The organism is Rhizobium sp. RSm-3, from assembly GCF_001854685.1.
GTDB classification, from domain to species: domain Bacteria; phylum Pseudomonadota; class Alphaproteobacteria; order Rhizobiales; family Rhizobiaceae; genus Rhizobium; species Rhizobium ecuadorense.
This window is the reverse complement of sequence record NZ_MAWZ01000013.1, coordinates 138,971-156,167: the sequence shown is the minus strand read 5'-3', so window position 1 is coordinate 156,167 and position 17,197 is coordinate 138,971. Positions and strand designations below refer to the sequence as shown.

14 protein-coding genes and 1 other RNA gene are annotated in these 17,197 nt (G+C 62.8%); 14 read left to right on the top strand and 1 reads right to left on the bottom strand.

Annotated features, from left to right (window positions below; translation table 11 throughout):
- Window positions 1–3 precede the first annotated feature (3 nt).
- The 14 genes from BBJ66_RS13945 to murB all read left to right on the top strand — a co-directional run bounded on the left by BBJ66_RS13945 (window position 4) and on the right by murB (window position 15,945).
- Complete coding sequence (locus tag BBJ66_RS13945; protein WP_071087722.1) at window positions 4–1,179, top strand: NAD(P)/FAD-dependent oxidoreductase; 1,176 nt, start codon at window positions 4–6, stop codon at window positions 1,177–1,179.
- A 53-nt stretch (window positions 1,180–1,232) separates the two neighbouring features.
- Window positions 1,233–1,630, top strand: an RNA gene (gene rnpB / locus BBJ66_RS13940) — RNase P RNA component class A.
- 426 nt (window positions 1,631–2,056) lie between these two features.
- Complete coding sequence (gene mraZ, locus BBJ66_RS13935; protein WP_024320776.1) at window positions 2,057–2,494, top strand: division/cell wall cluster transcriptional repressor MraZ; 438 nt, start codon at window positions 2,057–2,059, stop codon at window positions 2,492–2,494.
- Window positions 2,495–2,511: 17 nt separating this feature from the next.
- On the top strand, window positions 2,512–3,537 hold the full coding sequence (rsmH, locus tag BBJ66_RS13930) for a 16S rRNA (cytosine(1402)-N(4))-methyltransferase RsmH (protein ID WP_071087720.1): 1,026 nt from the start codon (window positions 2,512–2,514) through the stop codon (window positions 3,535–3,537).
- A gap of 1 nt (window position 3,538) precedes the next feature.
- Complete coding sequence (gene ftsL / locus BBJ66_RS13925; protein ID WP_071087719.1) at window positions 3,539–4,012, top strand: cell division protein FtsL; 474 nt, start codon at window positions 3,539–3,541, stop codon at window positions 4,010–4,012.
- The gene (locus tag BBJ66_RS13920) at window positions 4,012–5,772 is read left to right on the top strand and encodes a peptidoglycan D,D-transpeptidase FtsI family protein (protein ID WP_049733644.1); all 1,761 of its coding nucleotides are present in this window, start codon (window positions 4,012–4,014) and stop codon (window positions 5,770–5,772) included. The genes ftsL and BBJ66_RS13920 overlap by 1 nt, the downstream gene beginning before the upstream one ends.
- A gap of 6 nt (window positions 5,773–5,778) precedes the next feature.
- Entirely contained in the window at window positions 5,779–7,299 is a 1,521-nt protein-coding gene (locus BBJ66_RS13915) for a UDP-N-acetylmuramoyl-L-alanyl-D-glutamate--2,6-diaminopimelate ligase (RefSeq protein ID WP_190238000.1), read from the top strand.
- Window positions 7,296–8,735: a UDP-N-acetylmuramoylalanyl-D-glutamyl-2,6-diaminopimelate--D-alanyl-D-alanine ligase gene (locus BBJ66_RS13910; protein ID WP_071087717.1), complete on the top strand. Its 1,440-nt coding sequence runs from the start codon at window positions 7,296–7,298 to the stop codon at window positions 8,733–8,735. The genes BBJ66_RS13915 and BBJ66_RS13910 overlap by 4 nt, the downstream gene beginning before the upstream one ends.
- Before the next feature lie 22 nt (window positions 8,736–8,757).
- Window positions 8,758–9,858 carry a phospho-N-acetylmuramoyl-pentapeptide-transferase gene (gene mraY / locus BBJ66_RS13905; RefSeq protein WP_049733642.1) on the top strand — a complete coding sequence of 367 codons (1,101 nt, stop codon included), beginning with the start codon at window positions 8,758–8,760 and terminating at the stop codon, window positions 9,856–9,858.
- 7 nt (window positions 9,859–9,865) lie between these two features.
- Window positions 9,866–11,275 carry a UDP-N-acetylmuramoyl-L-alanine--D-glutamate ligase gene (gene murD / locus BBJ66_RS13900; protein ID WP_071087715.1) on the top strand — a complete coding sequence of 470 codons (1,410 nt, stop codon included), beginning with the start codon at window positions 9,866–9,868 and terminating at the stop codon, window positions 11,273–11,275.
- A gap of 1 nt (window position 11,276) precedes the next feature.
- On the top strand, window positions 11,277–12,431 hold the full coding sequence (gene ftsW / locus BBJ66_RS13895) for a putative lipid II flippase FtsW (RefSeq protein ID WP_049733640.1): 1,155 nt from the start codon (window positions 11,277–11,279) through the stop codon (window positions 12,429–12,431).
- 6 nt (window positions 12,432–12,437) lie between these two features.
- Window positions 12,438–13,562 (top strand): undecaprenyldiphospho-muramoylpentapeptide beta-N-acetylglucosaminyltransferase, encoded by a 1,125-nt coding sequence (gene murG, locus BBJ66_RS13890; protein WP_071087713.1) that lies wholly within the window; start codon window positions 12,438–12,440, stop codon window positions 13,560–13,562.
- The gene (gene murC, locus BBJ66_RS13885; RefSeq protein ID WP_071087711.1) at window positions 13,559–14,974 is read left to right on the top strand and encodes a UDP-N-acetylmuramate--L-alanine ligase; all 1,416 of its coding nucleotides are present in this window, start codon (window positions 13,559–13,561) and stop codon (window positions 14,972–14,974) included. Before murG ends, murC begins: the two co-directional genes overlap by 4 nt.
- Window positions 14,971–15,945 (top strand): UDP-N-acetylmuramate dehydrogenase, encoded by a 975-nt coding sequence (gene murB, locus BBJ66_RS13880; RefSeq protein WP_003593364.1) that lies wholly within the window; start codon window positions 14,971–14,973, stop codon window positions 15,943–15,945. The genes murC and murB overlap by 4 nt, the downstream gene beginning before the upstream one ends.
- A gap of 3 nt (window positions 15,946–15,948) precedes the next feature.
- On the opposite strand, the gene BBJ66_RS13875 is transcribed toward murB, so the two are convergent.
- On the bottom strand, window positions 15,949–16,878 hold the full coding sequence (locus BBJ66_RS13875; RefSeq protein ID WP_049733637.1) for a UDP-glucose 4-epimerase family protein: 930 nt from the start codon (window positions 16,876–16,878) through the stop codon (window positions 15,949–15,951).
- Between the last annotated feature and the right edge of the window lie 319 nt (window positions 16,879–17,197).

Sequence of the window (17,197 nt, the reverse complement as noted above, 5' to 3'; positions counted from 1 at the left end):
ATCATGGCAGTCGATTTCAAATATATCGTCGTCGGCCGCGGGCTGATGGGGGCTGCGGCGGCGCGGCATCTGGCGCGACAAGTGGATGGTGTGGCGGTGATCGGCCCGGACGAGCCTGATGATCGCAAGGCGCATCAGGGCGTCTTCGCCAGCCATTACGACGAGGGGCGCATTACCCGCACCATCGACCCCGACCGCAACTGGGCGCTGCTCGCCAACCGCGCGATCGGCCGTTACCGCGAGATTTCCCGCGACAGCGGCATCGACTTCTATCGCGAGGTCGGCTGCGTCGTCGTCGCGCCTGATGGAAGCGATTATCTCCAGAGGACCCGGCAGGCGGCCGTCTCGCTTGGCGTCGAGACCAGCCTTCTCGGTGAGGCCGGGCTGAAGGCCGCCTTTCCTTTCTTCGCCTTTCCCGATGGCGCCGCCGGGGTCTTCGAGGCGAGAGGGGCCGGGCATATCAGTCCGCGCAAGCTGGTCAAGGCACAGTCGCTGCTGGCGGAAAAGGCCGGTGCCGCCGTCATTCGCGACCATGCCGTCTCGATCCGCAGCGTGGGCGGATCGGCTGTCGTCGAGACTGCCGGCGGCCGGAGCTATCGCGGCGAGAAGGTGCTGCTGGCAGCGGGCGGATTTTCCATTGCGGAGAATCTGTTGCCGCGTCCGGTTGCTATGACGGTTTATGGCCGGACGGTCACGCTTTTCGAGGTGAGCGAGATCGAGGCGGAGCGTCTTGCGACCATGCCGTCGCTCATTCTCGATGTGCCCGGCATCCATATCTACCTGCTGCCGCCGATCCGTTATCCCGACGGCAAATTCTACCTGAAGATCGGCGGCGACCCCGACGATCTGGCGCTCGGCGACGAGGCAGCGATGCGCGCGTGGTTCAAAACCGAGGGGCGCGAGACCGTGCGCGCCTATCTCAAACGTATCGTCGAAGGGCTCGTGCCCGACATGGCGCCGCTGTCGATTTCGACGGCGGCCTGCGTCGTGTCGCAGACGGAAAGCGGCCATCCGATGATCGGCTATACCTCATCGCCGGAAATCGCGGTGCTGACGGGCTGCGCCGGCACCTCTGCCAAGAGCTCGGACGAAATCGGCCGGCTTGGGGCCGAGCTGCTTTTATCAGGCAAAATCAGCGAACAGGGCTACTCCACGGATTTCACACCGCAATTTCGCTAAATAAATTTTGATTTAGGTGGCAATTGCCGTCTCTCTCGTTTATGGGAGCCCTGCCAGTTGGCTGGGCAGCCGCGCTTTACCAATGCCGAAAGGCGGTAGGGTGAGGAAAGTCCGGGCTCCACGGAAACACGGTGCCGGATAACGTCCGGCGAGGGCGACCTCAGGGAAAGTGCCACAGAAAGCAAACCGCCTGTCATGACAGGTAAGGGTGAAAGGGTGGGGTAAGAGCCCACCGCATCTCCGGCAACGGAAATGGCACGGTAAACCCCACCGGGAGCAAGACCGAATAGGGATGACGTGGCAGGCCGAAAGGCCTTCCGGCCGGTTTCCAGGCCAGTCATCCGGGTGGGTTGCGCGAGGCAGCGTGCGAACGCTGTCCCAGAGGAATGGCTGCCACGTTCCGGTTCACGCCGGGGCCATACAGAACCCGGCTTACAGGCCAACTGGCGATTAACTTTTGTGGCGTGATCAAGCCCCGATGTCAGGAATCACTTCCCGCTAAGCCGCTGAAATCGAAAGTTTTCAAGTGGATGCTCATGCAATCCGCCTGTTGAAAATTCTTTTTCCAAAAGCAGCGTTGCGCGCCATCGCGGGAGGGCGATCCTAACCCTTTGTTAAACTTAACGGCTTATAAATTTTTGATCATGCGTCTATTGCAAAATGGGCGTATCCCATTGACGCCCATATGGTCCCATGCTATCCCAAATGCGCACTGCACCAGGGCAATCACCTGCCCATTCATCGCAAAGCAAAGGCGTCTTCCTCTCCGGAAGCGTCGGAGGGGTTTTCGCTCATCCGGCTTGCGACGCTGTGCCTGATATCGGGAGTTTCGGGCGTCTTTTGGTCCGGATCCCTGCGGGAACGGATGTTTCGTGTGATGAGCCGCTTCCTTTCGAACGCGACCAACAGGATCGATGCCAAGGGCAGGGTTTCCGTGCCTTCGGCGTTCCGTTCCGTGCTGGCGCAGCGCAATGTTCAGGAGCTCTATTGCTTCCAGGACTTTGTGTTTCCGGCGATCAGCGTCGGCGGTCCGGATCTTCTCGAAAGATTCGAACGGCAGATTGCTGCGGAGGATCCGTTTTCGCCGGATGCGAACGAGATGTCGCTTCTCATTCACGGGGGCGGGGTCTTCATGAAGCTCGACGCCGAGGGGCGGCTGATGGTCACGGATTTCATTCGCGGCTTTACCGGCATCTCGGACGAAGTGACTTTCGTCGGTCGGGCGGATCATTTTCAGCTCTGGCAGCCGCAGGCTTTTGTGGCTGCGCAGGCGCAGGCACGAGGGGAGCGCAAGCTGGCGGGCAAGCGTTCCTGAAAGAACGAGGGAACGGAATGGTGGCGAATCCTGGCGGAGGTTCAACTGATGCCGGTGGCGGACCGGTTCGTCACATTCCTGTTCTTCTTGATGAAGTGCTTTCGGCGCTGGCGCCCGCGCCCGGCAAGCTTATCCTCGACGGTACCTTCGGTGCGGGTGGTTATAGCTCCGCCATTCTTGCCGCCGGCGCCGAGGTGATCGCGCTCGATCGCGATCCGACGGCGATTGCATCCGGCCAGGCAATGGTTGCCGCCCATGGTGGCCGTCTCAAGCTCGTTCATTCGCAATTCTCGCATCTTGCTGATCATGCGCCGCAAGGCGGGCTCGATGGCGTCGTTCTCGATATCGGCGTTTCCTCCATGCAGATCGATGAGGCTGAGCGCGGTTTCTCCTTCCAGAAGAACGGGCCGCTCGACATGCGCATGTCGGCCGCAGGCGTTTCGGCGGCCGATGTCGTCAATCGTGCCAAGGTCGCCGATCTCATCCGCATCTTCCATTTCCTCGGCGAGGAAAGCCAGGCGCCGCGCATCGCGCATGCGATCGAGAAGCGCCGCGAGGAAAAGCCGTTCGAGACGACACGCGATCTTGCCGGTCTCATCGAGCTGGTCACCCCGCGCAAGATGAAGGACAAGATCCATCCGGCGACACGCGTCTTCCAGGCCTTGCGCATCTTCGTCAATGACGAGCTCGGCGAACTCGCGCAGGCGCTGTTTGCGGCAGAAGCGGCGCTGAAGCCGGGCGGCCGGCTGGTCGTCGTCACTTTTCATTCGCTCGAAGACCGCATCGTCAAGAAATTCTTCTCCGACCGCGCCGGCAAGGCGTCGGGGTCGCGCCATCTGCCGGTCGCGCATGAACGGGCGGCAACCTTCGCGGCGATCGGCAAGCCGATGGTTTCGGCAAGCGAGGCGGAGGCGGAGGCAAACCCGCGTGCCCGCTCCGCCAAGCTGCGTGCCGGCCTGAGGACGGAGGCCGCCGCTGAAGCCGCGGATATGTCGCTCTTCGGGTTTCCCAATCTCGCCAGTCTCGGAAAGCTTGGAGGTTGATATGCTGAAAACGTTCGATCTCGTGCTCATCGGCGTTATGACGGCCACCGCCGCCGTCACCTACACGATCAAGCATCGCGCCGAATTGAAGCTCGAGGAGGTTCATCGCCTCGAAGCCGAGATCAAGCTCGAGGAGGACACGATCGACCTTCTCAAGGCCGACTGGGCGCTGCAATCGCAGCCGAACCGTCTGGAGCGGCTGGTCAAGGCCTATGATGACGAGTTGCAACTGCAGCCGACGCAATCGACGGCGCTGGTGCATGCCAAGGAATTGCCGATGCTGAAATCCGAGGTTCCGGTGCCCGACGTGACCGAGGCCAAGGCCAGCGCCAAGAGCGCGACCGAGGCCGGCGCTAAAGGCGCAGCCCTAGCCGGCGTGACCGTCACGACGAAAGCGCAGCCCGTTCCAAAACCCGCGCCGCGCGCCGCGGAGGAGGATGAAGCAGACGAGATCGAAACGGGGTCGGTGGAATAATGTCGTTTCTTTCCCGCATCATGGTGTTGAAGAGCCAGGCGCATTTTTCCGCCGGTGTCTATAACCGGTTCGGCGGTCCGTCGCCCGCCGGCCTGGCGATCGAGGGATCCCGCAAGAAGAAATCGGGGCAGGCAAAGAGCCGTGTCGGCTTGCTGATCCTCGGCTTCATGGGTGTCTACGTCATTATCGGCGGTCGTCTCGTCGAATATGCGATGAAGGATCAGGAGGTCGTCTCCAGCATCCTGCCGCCCGATCGGCTGATGGCCTCGCGCCCCGACATTCTCGACCGCAACGGCGAAGTGCTGGCGACCGATATTCGCACCGTCTCGCTGTTTGCCGAGCCCAACAAGATCGTCGATGCCGACGAGGCGGTCGAGAAGCTTGCGACTGTTCTGCCCGAGCTCGATGTTCGGGATACCTATAAGAAGCTCTCGGTCAAAACCTCGCACTTCGCCTGGCTGCGCCGGCAACTGACGCCGAAGCAGCAGAGCCAGATCCTGGCGCTCGGCATTCCCGGCATCGGCTTCCGGCCGGAGAAGCGCCGCTTCTATCCGGGCGGCTCGACTGCCGCACATATCCTCGGTTACGTCAACATCGACAACCGCGGCGTCGCCGGCATGGAGAAATATATCGACGACCAGGGTCTTGCCGACCTCGCCTCGGTCGGCATGACCAGCGACCAGCCGCTCGAGCCGGTGCGGCTTTCGATCGACCTGCGCGTGCAGAACATCGTCCGGGACGCGGTCGTCAACGCCGTCAACAACTTCCAGTCCAAGGGCGCCGGTGCCGCCGTCATCGATGTGCATACCGGGGAAGTGCTGGCCATGGCCTCAGCGCCGGATTTCGATCCGAACGATCCGCAGGAAGGGGCCAAGGAGGGTTGGCTCAACCGGATGACCAACGGCACCTTCGAAATGGGATCGACCTTCAAGACCTTTTCGCTGGCGATGGCGCTCGACACCGGCAAGGTGAAGATGACCGACACATTCGATGCCAGCAAATCGATCTATATCGGCGGCTTCACCATCCACGATTTCCACGGGCAGCGCCGCTGGCTGACCGTGCCTGAGATTTTCCAGTATTCGTCGAATATCGGCACGGCGCGTGTCATCGACATCGTCGGCATCGACGCGCAGAAGGACTATCTGACCAAGTTCGGTCTGCTGACCAAGATGCAGACCGAACTGCCCGAGGTGAAGATGCCGAGCCAGCCGCGGGTCTGGAAGAAGATCAATTCGATTACGATTTCCTTCGGCCATGGCGTCTCGACGACGGCGCTGCAGACAGGGGTGGCGGCTGCCGCTCTCGTCAACGGCGGCAAGCTGATCGAACCGACATTCCTGCCGCGCAGCCGCGAACAGGCCGACGAGATCGCCACGCAGGTCATCAAGAAGACGACCAGCGACGAGATCCGCTACCTGCTCGATTTCAACGGCTACAAGGGATCGGGCCGCGTCGCCCGCGTGCCGGGCTTTGCCGTCGGCAGCAAGACCGGTACGGCCGACAAGGTGGTGAACGGCCGTTATTCGGCGACTCTGAACTTCAATTCCTTCATTGCCGCATTCCCGATCAACGATCCAAGATATGCCGTGATCACCTTCTGCGACGAGCCGAAAACCGGCGAGAAGCAATATGGCGGAACGATCTCTGCCGGCACCGCAGGCCCGATCGCCCGCGAGATCATCAGCCGCGCGGCTCCCATTCTCGGCATCGAGCCGAAATTCGGGGAGGGCGGATCGGCCTTGCTGGTGTCTTATTGAGTGTGAATGAATATCGACGCCGATTCGCGAGGGGTGGACCGGCTTCAAGAGAGAAAAGTGCATTCGATGAAATTGCGAGACCTGGCCGGAGATCAGTTTCCGGAAATTGAAGCACAGCTCGAAGGCCCGGCAGGCCTGCTTGATATTTCAGGCCTGTCATCGGACAGCCGCCACGTGACGCCGGGCAATGCCTTCGTCGCAGTCGCCGGCACCAAGGCAGATGGCGCGGGCTTCATCGCCGATGCGGCCGGCCGAGGTGCAGCCGTCGCGATCGCCTCCCAGCCTGTTGATGCCTCCATCCCTGTGCTTGCGGTCAAGGAGCCGCGCCGGTTCCTTTCGATCGCCGCTTCGCGTTTCTTCGGCAGACAGCCCGAGACCATGGTCGCCGTCACCGGCACCGCGGGCAAGACCTCGGTTGCTTCTTTCACGCGGCAGATCTGGGCTCATGCTGGGCATGCGGCGGCGATGATCGGCACAACAGGTGTCGTCTCGCCGACGCGTAACGAATATGGTTCGCTGACGACGCCCGATCCGGTGTCGCTGCACAAGCTGCTCGCCGAACTTGCCGGCGAAGGTGTCACGCATGCGGCGATGGAGGCTTCCAGCCATGGCCTCGACCAAAGCCGGCTCGACGGCGTCAAGCTTGCCGCTGCCGCCTTCACCAATCTCGGCCGCGACCACATGGATTATCACCCGACGGTCGAGTCCTATATGGCCGCCAAGATGCGGCTGTTCGAGGTGCTGTTGCCGAAGGGTGCGCCGGCGGTCATCTTTGCCGACGATCCCTGGTCGGCGCAGGCGATCAAGGCCGCGGCCGATGCCGGTCATAATGTGCGCACCGTCGGGCGCAAGGGCGATTACCTCGCCTTGAAACGTGTCGAGCACTTCCGCCACAAGCAGACCGCCGAGATCCATATTGGTGGCGAAATCTTCGAAGTGGACATTCCGCTGGCCGGCGATTTCCAGGTCGCCAACGCACTGGTCGCGGCAGGTCTTGCCATGTCGACCGGCGTCGAGCCGAAAGTTGCGATGGCCGCACTCGAGAAGCTGGTCGGCGCGTCCGGCCGTCTCGAACTGGTCGGCCATACGAAAGACGGCGCGCTCGCCTATGTCGACTATGCCCATAAGCCTGACGCGCTGGAAAACGTGCTGGGCTCGGTCCGGCCCTTCACCACCGGCCGCGTCGTCGTCGTCTTCGGCTGCGGCGGCGACCGTGATCGCGGCAAACGGCCGATCATGGGCGAAATCGCCTGCCGGCTTGCCGACGTCGTCATCGTCACCGACGATAATCCGCGCTCGGAGGAGCCGGCCTCGATCCGGGCGGAGATCATGGCGGCGGCACCTAGCGCCGCGGAAATCGCCGATCGCGCCACCGCGATCCGTCAGGCGGTTGGTATGTTGCGATCCGGCGATACGCTGATCGTCGCCGGCAAGGGGCATGAAGAAGGGCAGACGATCGGCAGCGTGACCCTGCCGTTCTCCGATCATGCGGAGGTGCGCAAGGCCTTGGAGGAACTGCAATCTTGAGCTGGCTCTGGACGACCGAAGATATGATCGCAGCAATGGCGGGGCGCCCCTTCGGCACTCTGCCCGAAGGCATCACCGGCATTTCCATCGACAGCCGCTCGATTGCTCCAGGCGAAGCCTTCTTCGCGATCAAGGGCGACCGTGTCGACGGTCACGACTACGCATCGATGGCGGTGGCGAACGGCGCCTCGCTTCTCGTCGTCAGTGAGGCGAGGCTTCCCGCCATGGGCCGCCTGACGGTGCCGATGATCGTCGTGGAGGATGTGCTCGCCGCACTCGGCCGGCTCGGCCTTGCCTCGCGCGAGCGCTCCAAGGCCCGGATCATCGCGGTGACGGGCTCCGTGGGAAAGACGACCACCAAGGAAATGCTGCGGCATGTGCTGTCGCCCTCCGGCAAGGTGCATGCCTCCGTCGCCTCCTTCAACAATCATTGGGGCGTACCGCTGACGCTGGCGCGCATGCCTGACGACACGGATTACGGTGTCTTCGAAGTCGGAATGAACCATCCGGGCGAGATCCGGCCGCTGGTTGAGATGATCCGTCCCGATGTCGCCATCATCACGACGATCGCGCCGGCCCATCTCGGCAATTTCAAGAACATCAAGGAGATCGCGGCCGCCAAAGCGGAGATCTTCGAGGGGCTTGAGCCGGGCGGCCATGTCGTGCTCAACCGCGACAACGACCAGTTCAATTTCCTCGACCGCACGGCGCAGTCGCTCGGTATCGAGCATATCCATTCCTTCGGCCAGCATGCCAAGGCCGAATTCCGGCTGGCGGAATTCAACGGCGCGGACGAGAATTCGACGCTGTGGCTGACGATCGGCGGCGAGACGCTGGAGGTCGCGATCGGCGCGCCCGGCCGCCATATCGCCGAAAATGCGCTCGCAGCGCTCGGGGTCGTCAGGATCGTCGGCGCCGATATGGAAAAGGCGATCGCTGCACTGGCGACGCTGAAGCCGGAAAAGGGCAGGGGCAAGCGCCACCGGCTTTCGATGGGCAGCGGCAGTGGCAGCTTTACGCTGATCGACGAAAGCTACAATGCCAATCCGGCTTCGATGCGCGCGGCGATCGCGCTGCTGGCGGCCTCCGAGCCGACCAGCCGCGGACGCCGCATCGCCGTGCTCGGCGACATGCTTGAAATGGGCGAGTATGCGCAGAAGGTTCATACCGATCTTGCCGTGCCGCTGCTTGCGGCCGGCATCGAACATGTCTGGCTCGCAGGCGCAGAGATGGCTGCGCTCAAGGAATCATTGCCGGAAAGCGTCCATGTCGAATATCGCGAGAACACCGGCGAACTGACGGATTATGTATTGAACTCGGTCGCACCGGGCGACGTGTTGATGGTGAAATCGTCTCTGGGCATCGGTTTCGGCAAGATCGTCGCCGCGCTCCTTGACAAGTTCCCGCCATTTTCCGACACGCAACGCGAACTTTGATCGGGTAAACAAGGGGCCCTGAATGCTGATCTGGCTTGTCGAACTGTCGGAATATTTCAAATTTCTGAACCTGTTCAGATATATTACCTTCCGCACAGGCGCTGCTCTCTTCACCTCGGCCCTGATCGTCTTCCTGTTCGGGCCGACGATCATCAATTCGCTGCGCATCCGGCAGGGCAAGGGCCAGCCGATCCGCGCCGACGGACCGCAGACGCATTTCAAGAAGGCCGGCACGCCGACCATGGGCGGGCTGATGATCCTTGCCGGCATCGTCGGCGCGTCGCTGCTCTGGGCCGATCTTTCCAACGTCTACGTCGTCGCCACGCTGCTGGTGACGCTCGGCTTCGGCGCGATCGGCTTCTATGACGACTATCTCAAGGTGACGAAGCAGAGCCATATGGGTTTTTCCGGCAAGGCGCGCCTCGGCATCGAGTTCATCATCGCCGGCATCGCCGTTTATTTCATGATGCGCACCGCCCTTGCCTCGGGCGTTGCCGGTTCGACCTTCGGCTCGTCGATCGCCTTTCCCTTCTTCAAGGACTTCATGATCAATATAGGCATCATGTTCGTCGTCTTCGGCGGCTTCGTCATCGTCGGCGCCGGCAATGCCGTCAACCTGACTGACGGCCTCGACGGGCTTGCCATCGTGCCTGTCATGATCGCCGCCGCCTCCTTCGGCGTCATCGCCTATCTCGCCGGTAACGTGGTGTTTGCGAACTACCTGCAGATCAATTTCGTGCCCGGCACCGGCGAGCTTGCAGTCGTCCTCGGCGCCGTCATCGGCGCCGGGCTCGGCTTCCTCTGGTTCAATGCGCCGCCGGCCGCCATCTTCATGGGCGACACCGGCTCGCTCGCGCTCGGCGGCACGATCGGCACCGTCGCCGTCGCCACCAAGCACGAGATCGTCATGGCGATCATCGGCGGCCTCTTCGTCATGGAGACGCTATCGGTCATCATCCAGGTCGGCTTCTTCAAAATGACCGGCCGACGGGTCTTCCTGATGGCGCCGATCCATCATCACTTCGAGAAGAAGGGCTGGACCGAGAGCCAGGTGGTAATCCGCTTCTGGATCATCGCCGTCGGCCTTGCCATGCTCGGCCTCTCGACGCTGAAGCTGCGGTGAGGCGGCGATGATCCCGGTCACGACGCTCAAGGACAGGAAGGTCGCGCTCTTCGGGCTCGGCGGCTCCGGCCTCGCCACCGCCCGGGCGCTGGTTTCAGGCGGCGCCGAGGTGACCGCATGGGACGACAATCCCGACAGCGTCGCCAAGGCTTCCGCCGAAGGCATCCGGACGGAGGACCTGCACACGATCGACTGGAGCGCGCAGGCGCTGTTCGTGCTGTCGCCGGGCGTGCCGCTCACCCATCCGAAGCCGCACTGGACCGTCGATCTTGCGCGCGCCGCCGGCGTCGATGTCGTCGGCGACGTCGAGCTCTTCGTGCGCGAACGCCGCGCCCATGCGCCGGATTGCCCGTTCATCGCCATCACCGGCACCAACGGCAAGTCGACGACGACGGCGCTGGTCGCCCATATCCTGAAATCCGCGGGCTATGATACGCAGCTCGGCGGCAATATCGGCACCGCGGTCTTGACGCTCGATCCGCCGAAGGCCGGGCGCTATTACGTCGTCGAATGCTCCTCCTACCAGATCGATCTGGCACCGACCCTGAACCCGTCCGCCGGCATCCTGCTCAACCTGACGCCCGATCATCTCGACCGTCACGGCACGATGCAGCATTATGCCGATGTCAAGGAACGGCTGGTCGCCGGCAGCGATGTCGCGATCGTTGGTATCGATGACAGCCATTCGGCGCTGATTGCCGACCGCGTCGAGCGGGCGGGCGTCAAGGTGGTGCGCATCTCCCGCCGCAACGTGGTGGCATCAGGCATTTATGCTGAGGGCACCAGGCTCATTCAGGCCGCCGGCGGCGCCATGCTGCCCTTCGCCGATCTCGACGGCATCCAGACGCTGCGCGGCAGCCATAATGCGCAGAACGCCGCCGCAGCCGTGGCCGCCTGCCTTGCCGTCGGTGTTTCCGCCGACGATATTCGCGCCGGTCTTGCCTCGTTCCCCGGCCTCAAGCATCGCATGCAGCCGGTGGGGCAGCGCGGCCGCGTCGTTTTCGTCAATGATTCCAAGGCGACCAATGCCGATGCCGCGGCGCCGGCGCTTTCGAGCTATGATCGCATCTACTGGATCGCCGGCGGCCTGCCGAAATCAGGCGGCATCACGACGCTCGCTCCCTATTTTCCGCGCATCGCCAAGGCCTATCTGATCGGCGAGGCGGCCGCTGAATTCGCAGCCACCCTCGGCGAGGCCGTGCCTTACGAGATCTCGGGTACGCTGGAGCGCGCGGTCGTGCATGCGGCAGCCGATGCCGAGCGCGACGGGGCTGCTTCGGCCGTGATGTTATCCCCGGCTTGCGCAAGCTTCGATCAGTATAAGAATTTCGAAGTCAGGGGTGAAGCCTTCGTCGGACACGTGGCAGCGCTTGACGGGATCGCGATGCTGATCGGTTCGGCAACAGGAGAGAAATGACATGGTAAGCCGCGCGGAACGTGGGCCTCTGGCCGATTGGTTCTGGACCATCGACCGCTTCTTCCTGGCGATGTTCATCTTCTTGATGGGCATCGGTTTCATGCTGTCCTTTGCGGCCTCTCCTGCCGTTGCCGAGCGCATCGGGCTCGAGCCTTTCCACTTCGTCAAGCGCCACGCGGCCTTCATGATCCCTTCGATCTCCGTCATGCTCGGACTGTCGTTCCTGACACCAAGGCAAGTGCGGCGAACGGCGATCCTGCTGCTGATCGTGTCGCTCGCCATGATGGTGCTGGTGCTGTTCGTCGGGCAGGAGGTCAAAGGCGGCAGGCGCTGGATCTGGATCGCCGGCCTCTCGATCCAGCCGTCGGAATTCATGAAGCCCGCCTTCGTCGTGGTTTGCGCCTGGCTGTTTGCCGAACATGCGCGACAGCCTGAAATTCCCGGCAATCTCTTCGCCATCATCCTGTTTGCCATCGTCGCCGCCCTGCTCGTCGCGCAGCCCGACCTCGGCCAGACCATCCTGACGACGGCCGTCTGGGGCGGGATGTTCTTCATGGCCGGCATGCCATGGATATGGATCATGCTGCTCGGCATCGGCGGCGCCGGCGGCCTGCTCAGCGCCTATTACGTCTTCCCGCACGTGGCCTTGCGAATAGACAAGTTCATGACCGGCGAGGGCGACACGTTCCAGATCGACACGGCGCGCGAGGCGATCATCCGCGGCAGCTGGTTCGGCCAGGGACCGGGCGAGGGCATCGTCAAGCGCATCATCCCGGATGCGCATACCGATTTCATCTTCTCGGTCGCGGCCGAGGAATTCGGCATCGTCTTCTGCATGGCGCTGGTGGCGCTGTTTACCGTGCTGGTGCTGCGCGGCCTCTCGCATGCCTATCGCGAGCGCAACGACTTCAACCGCTTCGCCGTTGCCGGCCTGGTGCTGCAGATGGGCATCCAGTCGATCATCAATATCGGCGTCAACCTCGAGTTGCTGCCGGCAAAGGGCATGACGCTGCCGCTGATTTCCTACGGCGGTTCGTCGATGGTGGCGATCTGCGTCACCGCCGGCTTCATTCTGGCGCTGACGCGCCATCGACCGGAAAAACGCGCGCAGGACCGGAGCCTTTTCCGCGTCCCGCACGGCATGCCGGCGGAGTAAAAGGCCATGAGCAAAGGCATCGTGCTGCTTGCCGCCGGGGGAACCGGCGGCCATGTGTTCCCGGCGGAGGCGCTGGCCTTCAAGCTGAAGGAGCGCGGCTACTCGGTGCATCTCGTTACCGACAGCCGGGCCGAGCGCTATGCCGGCAAGTTTCCGGCCGAGGAGATCCATGTCGTGCCGTCGGCGACGATCGGCTCGAAGAACCCGGTTGCCGTCGCCCGTTCGCTGTGGACGCTCTGGAGCGGCATGCGGGCGGCGAAGAAGCTGATCCAGCGGCTGAAACCCGTCATCGTCGTCGGCTTCGGCGGTTATCCGACGGTGCCGCCGCTGCTTGCCGCCACACGGCTCGGCGTGCCGGCGATGATCCACGAGCAGAATGCCGTGATGGGCCGCGCCAACAAGGCCCTGGCGACACGCGTGCAGGGTATTGCCGGCGGTTTCCTGCCGGACGGGGGCGGCGCTTTCCCGGATAAGACGGTGACGACAGGCAATCCGGTCCGCCCGGCGATTATCGCCGCCGCCGAGGTGCCCTATGCACCGTCGCATCCGGGCGAAGCCTTCAATCTTGTCGTCTTCGGCGGCAGCCAGGGCGCGCAGTATTTCTCCAAGGCACTGCCGACGGCGATCAGCCTGCTCGACGATGCGCTGCGCCTGCGCCTGCGCATCACCCAGCAGGTGCGTCCCGAGGACATGGAAATGGTCGGCGGCTGCATCGCCAAGCTGGAGATGGGAGCCGATATCGCTCCCTTCTTCACCGACATGGCCGAGAGGCTGGCGAAAGCCCATCTCGTCATCTGCCGCTCTGGCGCCTCGACGGTTTCGGAGATCTCGGTCATCGGTCGGCCGGCGGTGCTGGTGCCTTACCCGCACGCTCTCGATCACGACCAGGCGGCGAATGCGGCAGCGCTGGCTGCGACCGGCGGGGCCAAGGTGATCGCCCAGTCGGAGCTTTCGCCGGAGAAGATCGCGGCGATCCTGACGGCCGTGATGAACGATCCGGAAAAGCTTTCGCACATGGCAGCGGCGGCGAAGCTCGCCGGAAAACCGGATGCGGCGAACTTGCTTGCCGACATGGTTGAGGCTATTGCCGCCGGACGGACAATAGCGGAATTCAAGAGGACACGCGTATGAAGCTGCCGAAGGCGATCGGTCTCGTTCATTTCATCGGCATCGGCGGCATCGGCATGAGCGGCATTGCCGAGGTGCTGCACAATCTCGGCCACAAGGTGCAGGGATCCGACCAGGCCGACAGCGCCAATGTCCAGCGCCTGCGCGAGAAGGGCATCGAGGTGTTCGTCGGCCACCGGGCCGAGAACCTGGGTGATGCCGAAGTCGTCGTCGTCTCGACCGCGATCAAAAAGAGCAATCCGGAACTGATCGCCGCCCGCGAAAAGCTGCTGCCGGTGGTGCGCCGCGCCGAAATGCTTGCGGAGCTGATGCGCTTCCGCAACGCGATCGCCATCGGCGGCACGCATGGCAAGACGACGACCACGTCGCTGGTCGCCACCCTGCTCGAAGCCGGCGGGCTCGATCCGACCGTCATCAACGGCGGTATCATCAACGCCTACGGCACCAATGCCCGCATGGGCGAGGGCGAGTGGATGGTGGTCGAGGCCGACGAATCCGACGGCACCTTCCTGAAGCTTCCGGCCGATGTCGCCGTCATCACCAATATCGATCCGGAGCATCTCGACCATTACGGCAATTTCGACGCCGTGCGCGCCGCCTTCCGGCAGTTCGTCGAAAACGTGCCGTTCTACGGTTTCGGCGTCATGTGCCTCGACCATCCCGAGGTGCAGTCGCTGGTTGGCCGCATCGAGGACCGCAAGATCATCACCTATGGCGAAAACCCGCAGGCTGACGTGCGCTTCACCAATGTGCGCATCGACGGCACGCGCTCGATCTTCGACGTCGAAATCCGCCGCCGCCGCACCGGCCAGGTGATCGAACTCAAGGGGCTGGTCATGCCGATGCCCGGGCGGCATAATATTTCCAACGCGACGGCGGCGATCGCCGTTGCCAACCGGCTTGGCATATCGAGCGCCGATATCGCCAAGGGGCTCGCCTCCTTCGGCGGCGTCAAGCGCCGTTTCACGCTGACCGGCGAATGGAACGGGGTGCAGATCTTCGACGATTACGGCCACCATCCGGTCGAAATCAAGGCGGTGCTGCGCGCTGCCCGCGAATCCTGCAAGGGGCGGGTGATCGCGGTCCACCAGCCGCACCGCTACAGCCGGCTGGCAAGCCTATTCGAGGAATTCGCGGCCTGCTTCAACGATGCCGACAGCATTTTCCTGGCGCCGGTCTATGCGGCGGGCGAAGATCCGATCGCCGGTATCGATTCCGTGTCGCTGGTCTCGCGGATAAAATCCGGCGGCCATCGCGACGCCCGCTTCCTCTCCGCGGCCGAGCTTCTGCCGCAGATGGTTGCGGAGGTTGCAAAGCCGGGCGATTTCGTGGTTCTGTTGGGGGCTGGGAGCATCACATCCTGGGCAGCCGCGCTGCCCAAGCAACTGGAAGGCCTATCGGGAAAGTCCGTATGAAACAGGTGAATGGGGAAAAGCTTCTCGCGTCTCTCGGAGACGGTGTAAAGGATATCCGCGGTCGCATCACGCCGGATGCCCCCATGGACCGCGTCACCTGGTTCAGGGCAGGCGGCCTGGCCGAGCTGATGTTCCAGCCGCATGACATCGACGATCTCGTCGCCTTCCTGAAAATATTGCCGGAAGAGGTGCCGCTGACGGTGATCGGCGTCGGCTCCAACATCCTGGTGCGCGACGGCGGCATTCCCGGTGTCGTGCTGCGCCTGTCGGCCAAGGGCTTCGGCTTTGTCGAGCTTGCCGGCGAAAACCGTATTCTGGCCGGCAGCATCTGCCCCGACAAACATGTTGCGGCGATGGCGATGGACAACGGCATCGGCGGCTTCCATTTCTTCTACGGTATTCCGGGCAGCATCGGCGGCGCGGCGCGCATGAATGCCGGGGCCAACGGCGTGGAGACGCGCGAGCGGCTGATCGAGGTCAACGCCGTCGACCGCAAGGGCAACAAGCACGTGCTTTCCAATGCCGAGATGGGCTATTCCTATCGCCATTCGACCGCATCCAGCGAGCTGATTTTCACCTCCGTGCTGTTCGAGGGCTATCCGGAAGAGCGGGCGCAGATCCGTGCCGAGATGGACGCCGTGCGCAATCACCGCGAGACAGTGCAGCCGGTGCGCGAAAAGACCGGCGGATCGACCTTCAAGAACCCTGCTGGCCATTCGGCCTGGAAGCTGATCGACGAGGCAGGCTGCCGCGGTCTCGTCATCGGCGGAGCGCAGATGTCGTCGCTTCACTGCAACTTCATGATCAATATGGGGCAGGCGACCGGCTACGATCTCGAATATCTCGGCGAACAGGTGCGCCGCGAGGTCTTCGAGAAAGAGGGCATCAAGCTCGAATGGGAAATCAAGCGCCTCGGTGTCTTCATGCCCGGCCGCGAAGTGCGCCCGTTCCACGGCGTCACCAGCGAATAGCTTTTATTTCACGGCAAGCTTCAGACCTTCGCGCGGCGTGACGATGGGCGACCAGCCGAGCACGTTGCGGGCGTGGGATATATCGACCTGCAGCGAACCGCAAAGACGCTGGTAGACGGCGTCCTTTCCCGTCAATCTCGCGCCCAGCTGCAGCAAGGCGGGGGGGAAAGGGAGCAGCATCGGTTTGACGCCCAACCCCGCGGCAATTCCTTCGATGAGCCCGGGAGTGGAGAGATCTTCTCCGTCGCCTGCGAGAAAGGTCTGGCCGGCCGCACCCGGATGCGTCATGGCCGTGATGATCAGATCGACGAGATTTGGAAGCGCAACCAGCGTCCGGTGGTTCTTCAGGGACGCGAAAGGGAGCGGTATCTTTTTCCTGACAAGTCCGACGAGCAGGGCGAAGTTGCCCCTGGCGCCAGGCCCATAGACGAGCGGCGGCCGAATGACGACGACTTCGATGCCGGTTCGGGCGGAGATTTCATGCAGCCCGATTTCGCTTTCCAGCTTCGAAACGCCATAGGGATCGAGCGGCATCGGCGTGTCGTCGTGGCGGAAGGGCCGGTCGTTCTCTTCACCATTGACTTTAATGCTGCTGATGAACACGAGCCTTTTTACCCCGGCGCGCGCGGCCTGCTCGGCGAGATTGAGAGTGGCGGCTGTGTTGATCCGGCGGAATTCCGTCAGTGGATCGGCGGCGCGGTCGTTCATGATATGCACGCGGGCGGCGAGATGGACGACGACATCGACACCTTCGAGTGCTAGCGCCCAGTTCGTGTCGCTGGATATTTCGATAGGGAAATGCCGCATCTCTGCCGGAAAGCCGGCGGCTGCGGATCGCGTGGTCACCTTAAGCTCCCACAGCCGCTCTCCCTGCAGTCTTTCGACGAGAGGCCCGCCGACAAAGCCGGCCGCGCCGGTGATGAGGCATCGCATGATCTGTTCCCCGCTTTACCTTGAGTGCTCCGGTTAGCCGGAAGTGCCGACCGCATCAATAAAAAAGCCGCGCCGGTGACCGTCACGGCTTCCTCGACGACGCCGACTGACTGCAGGACCTGAGGTCATCTCTTTGAGATCGAATGGTTTTTCCACGCGGCTTTTCGGGTTTTGTCGATCGGCCGGGATGTTTGCCATGACACTTTGAAGAGGCGGAGCTCGGAAAAACGAGGTGGGCGACACGGACAAATGCCGCGCCCGGGAAGATGAAGTTAACGAAAGTAAACACTTCATTAACCATAATGATGCTCTAATGCAT

Excerpts from the sequence above, each read along its gene's own strand:
- BBJ66_RS13945 (WP_071087722.1), top strand. The coding sequence starts at position 4 with ATGGCAGTCGATTTCAAATATATCGTCGTCGGCCGCGGGCTGATGGGG.
- mraZ (WP_024320776.1), top strand. The coding sequence starts at position 2,057 with ATGAGCCGCTTCCTTTCGAACGCGACCAACAGGATCGATGCCAAGGGC.
- rsmH (WP_071087720.1), top strand. The coding sequence starts at position 2,512 with ATGGTGGCGAATCCTGGCGGAGGTTCAACTGATGCCGGTGGCGGACCG.
- ftsL (WP_071087719.1), top strand. The coding sequence starts at position 3,539 with ATGCTGAAAACGTTCGATCTCGTGCTCATCGGCGTTATGACGGCCACC.
- BBJ66_RS13920 (WP_049733644.1), top strand. The coding sequence starts at position 4,012 with ATGTCGTTTCTTTCCCGCATCATGGTGTTGAAGAGCCAGGCGCATTTT.
- BBJ66_RS13915 (WP_190238000.1), top strand. The coding sequence starts at position 5,779 with ATGAATATCGACGCCGATTCGCGAGGGGTGGACCGGCTTCAAGAGAGA.
- mraY (WP_049733642.1), top strand. The coding sequence starts at position 8,758 with ATGCTGATCTGGCTTGTCGAACTGTCGGAATATTTCAAATTTCTGAAC.
- murD (WP_071087715.1), top strand. The coding sequence starts at position 9,866 with ATGATCCCGGTCACGACGCTCAAGGACAGGAAGGTCGCGCTCTTCGGG.
- ftsW (WP_049733640.1), top strand. The coding sequence starts at position 11,277 with ATGGTAAGCCGCGCGGAACGTGGGCCTCTGGCCGATTGGTTCTGGACC.
- murG (WP_071087713.1), top strand. The coding sequence starts at position 12,438 with ATGAGCAAAGGCATCGTGCTGCTTGCCGCCGGGGGAACCGGCGGCCAT.
- murC (WP_071087711.1), top strand. The coding sequence starts at position 13,559 with ATGAAGCTGCCGAAGGCGATCGGTCTCGTTCATTTCATCGGCATCGGC.
- murB (WP_003593364.1), top strand. The coding sequence starts at position 14,971 with ATGAAACAGGTGAATGGGGAAAAGCTTCTCGCGTCTCTCGGAGACGGT.
- BBJ66_RS13875 (WP_049733637.1), bottom strand. The coding sequence starts at position 16,878 with ATGCGATGCCTCATCACCGGCGCGGCCGGCTTTGTCGGCGGGCCTCTC.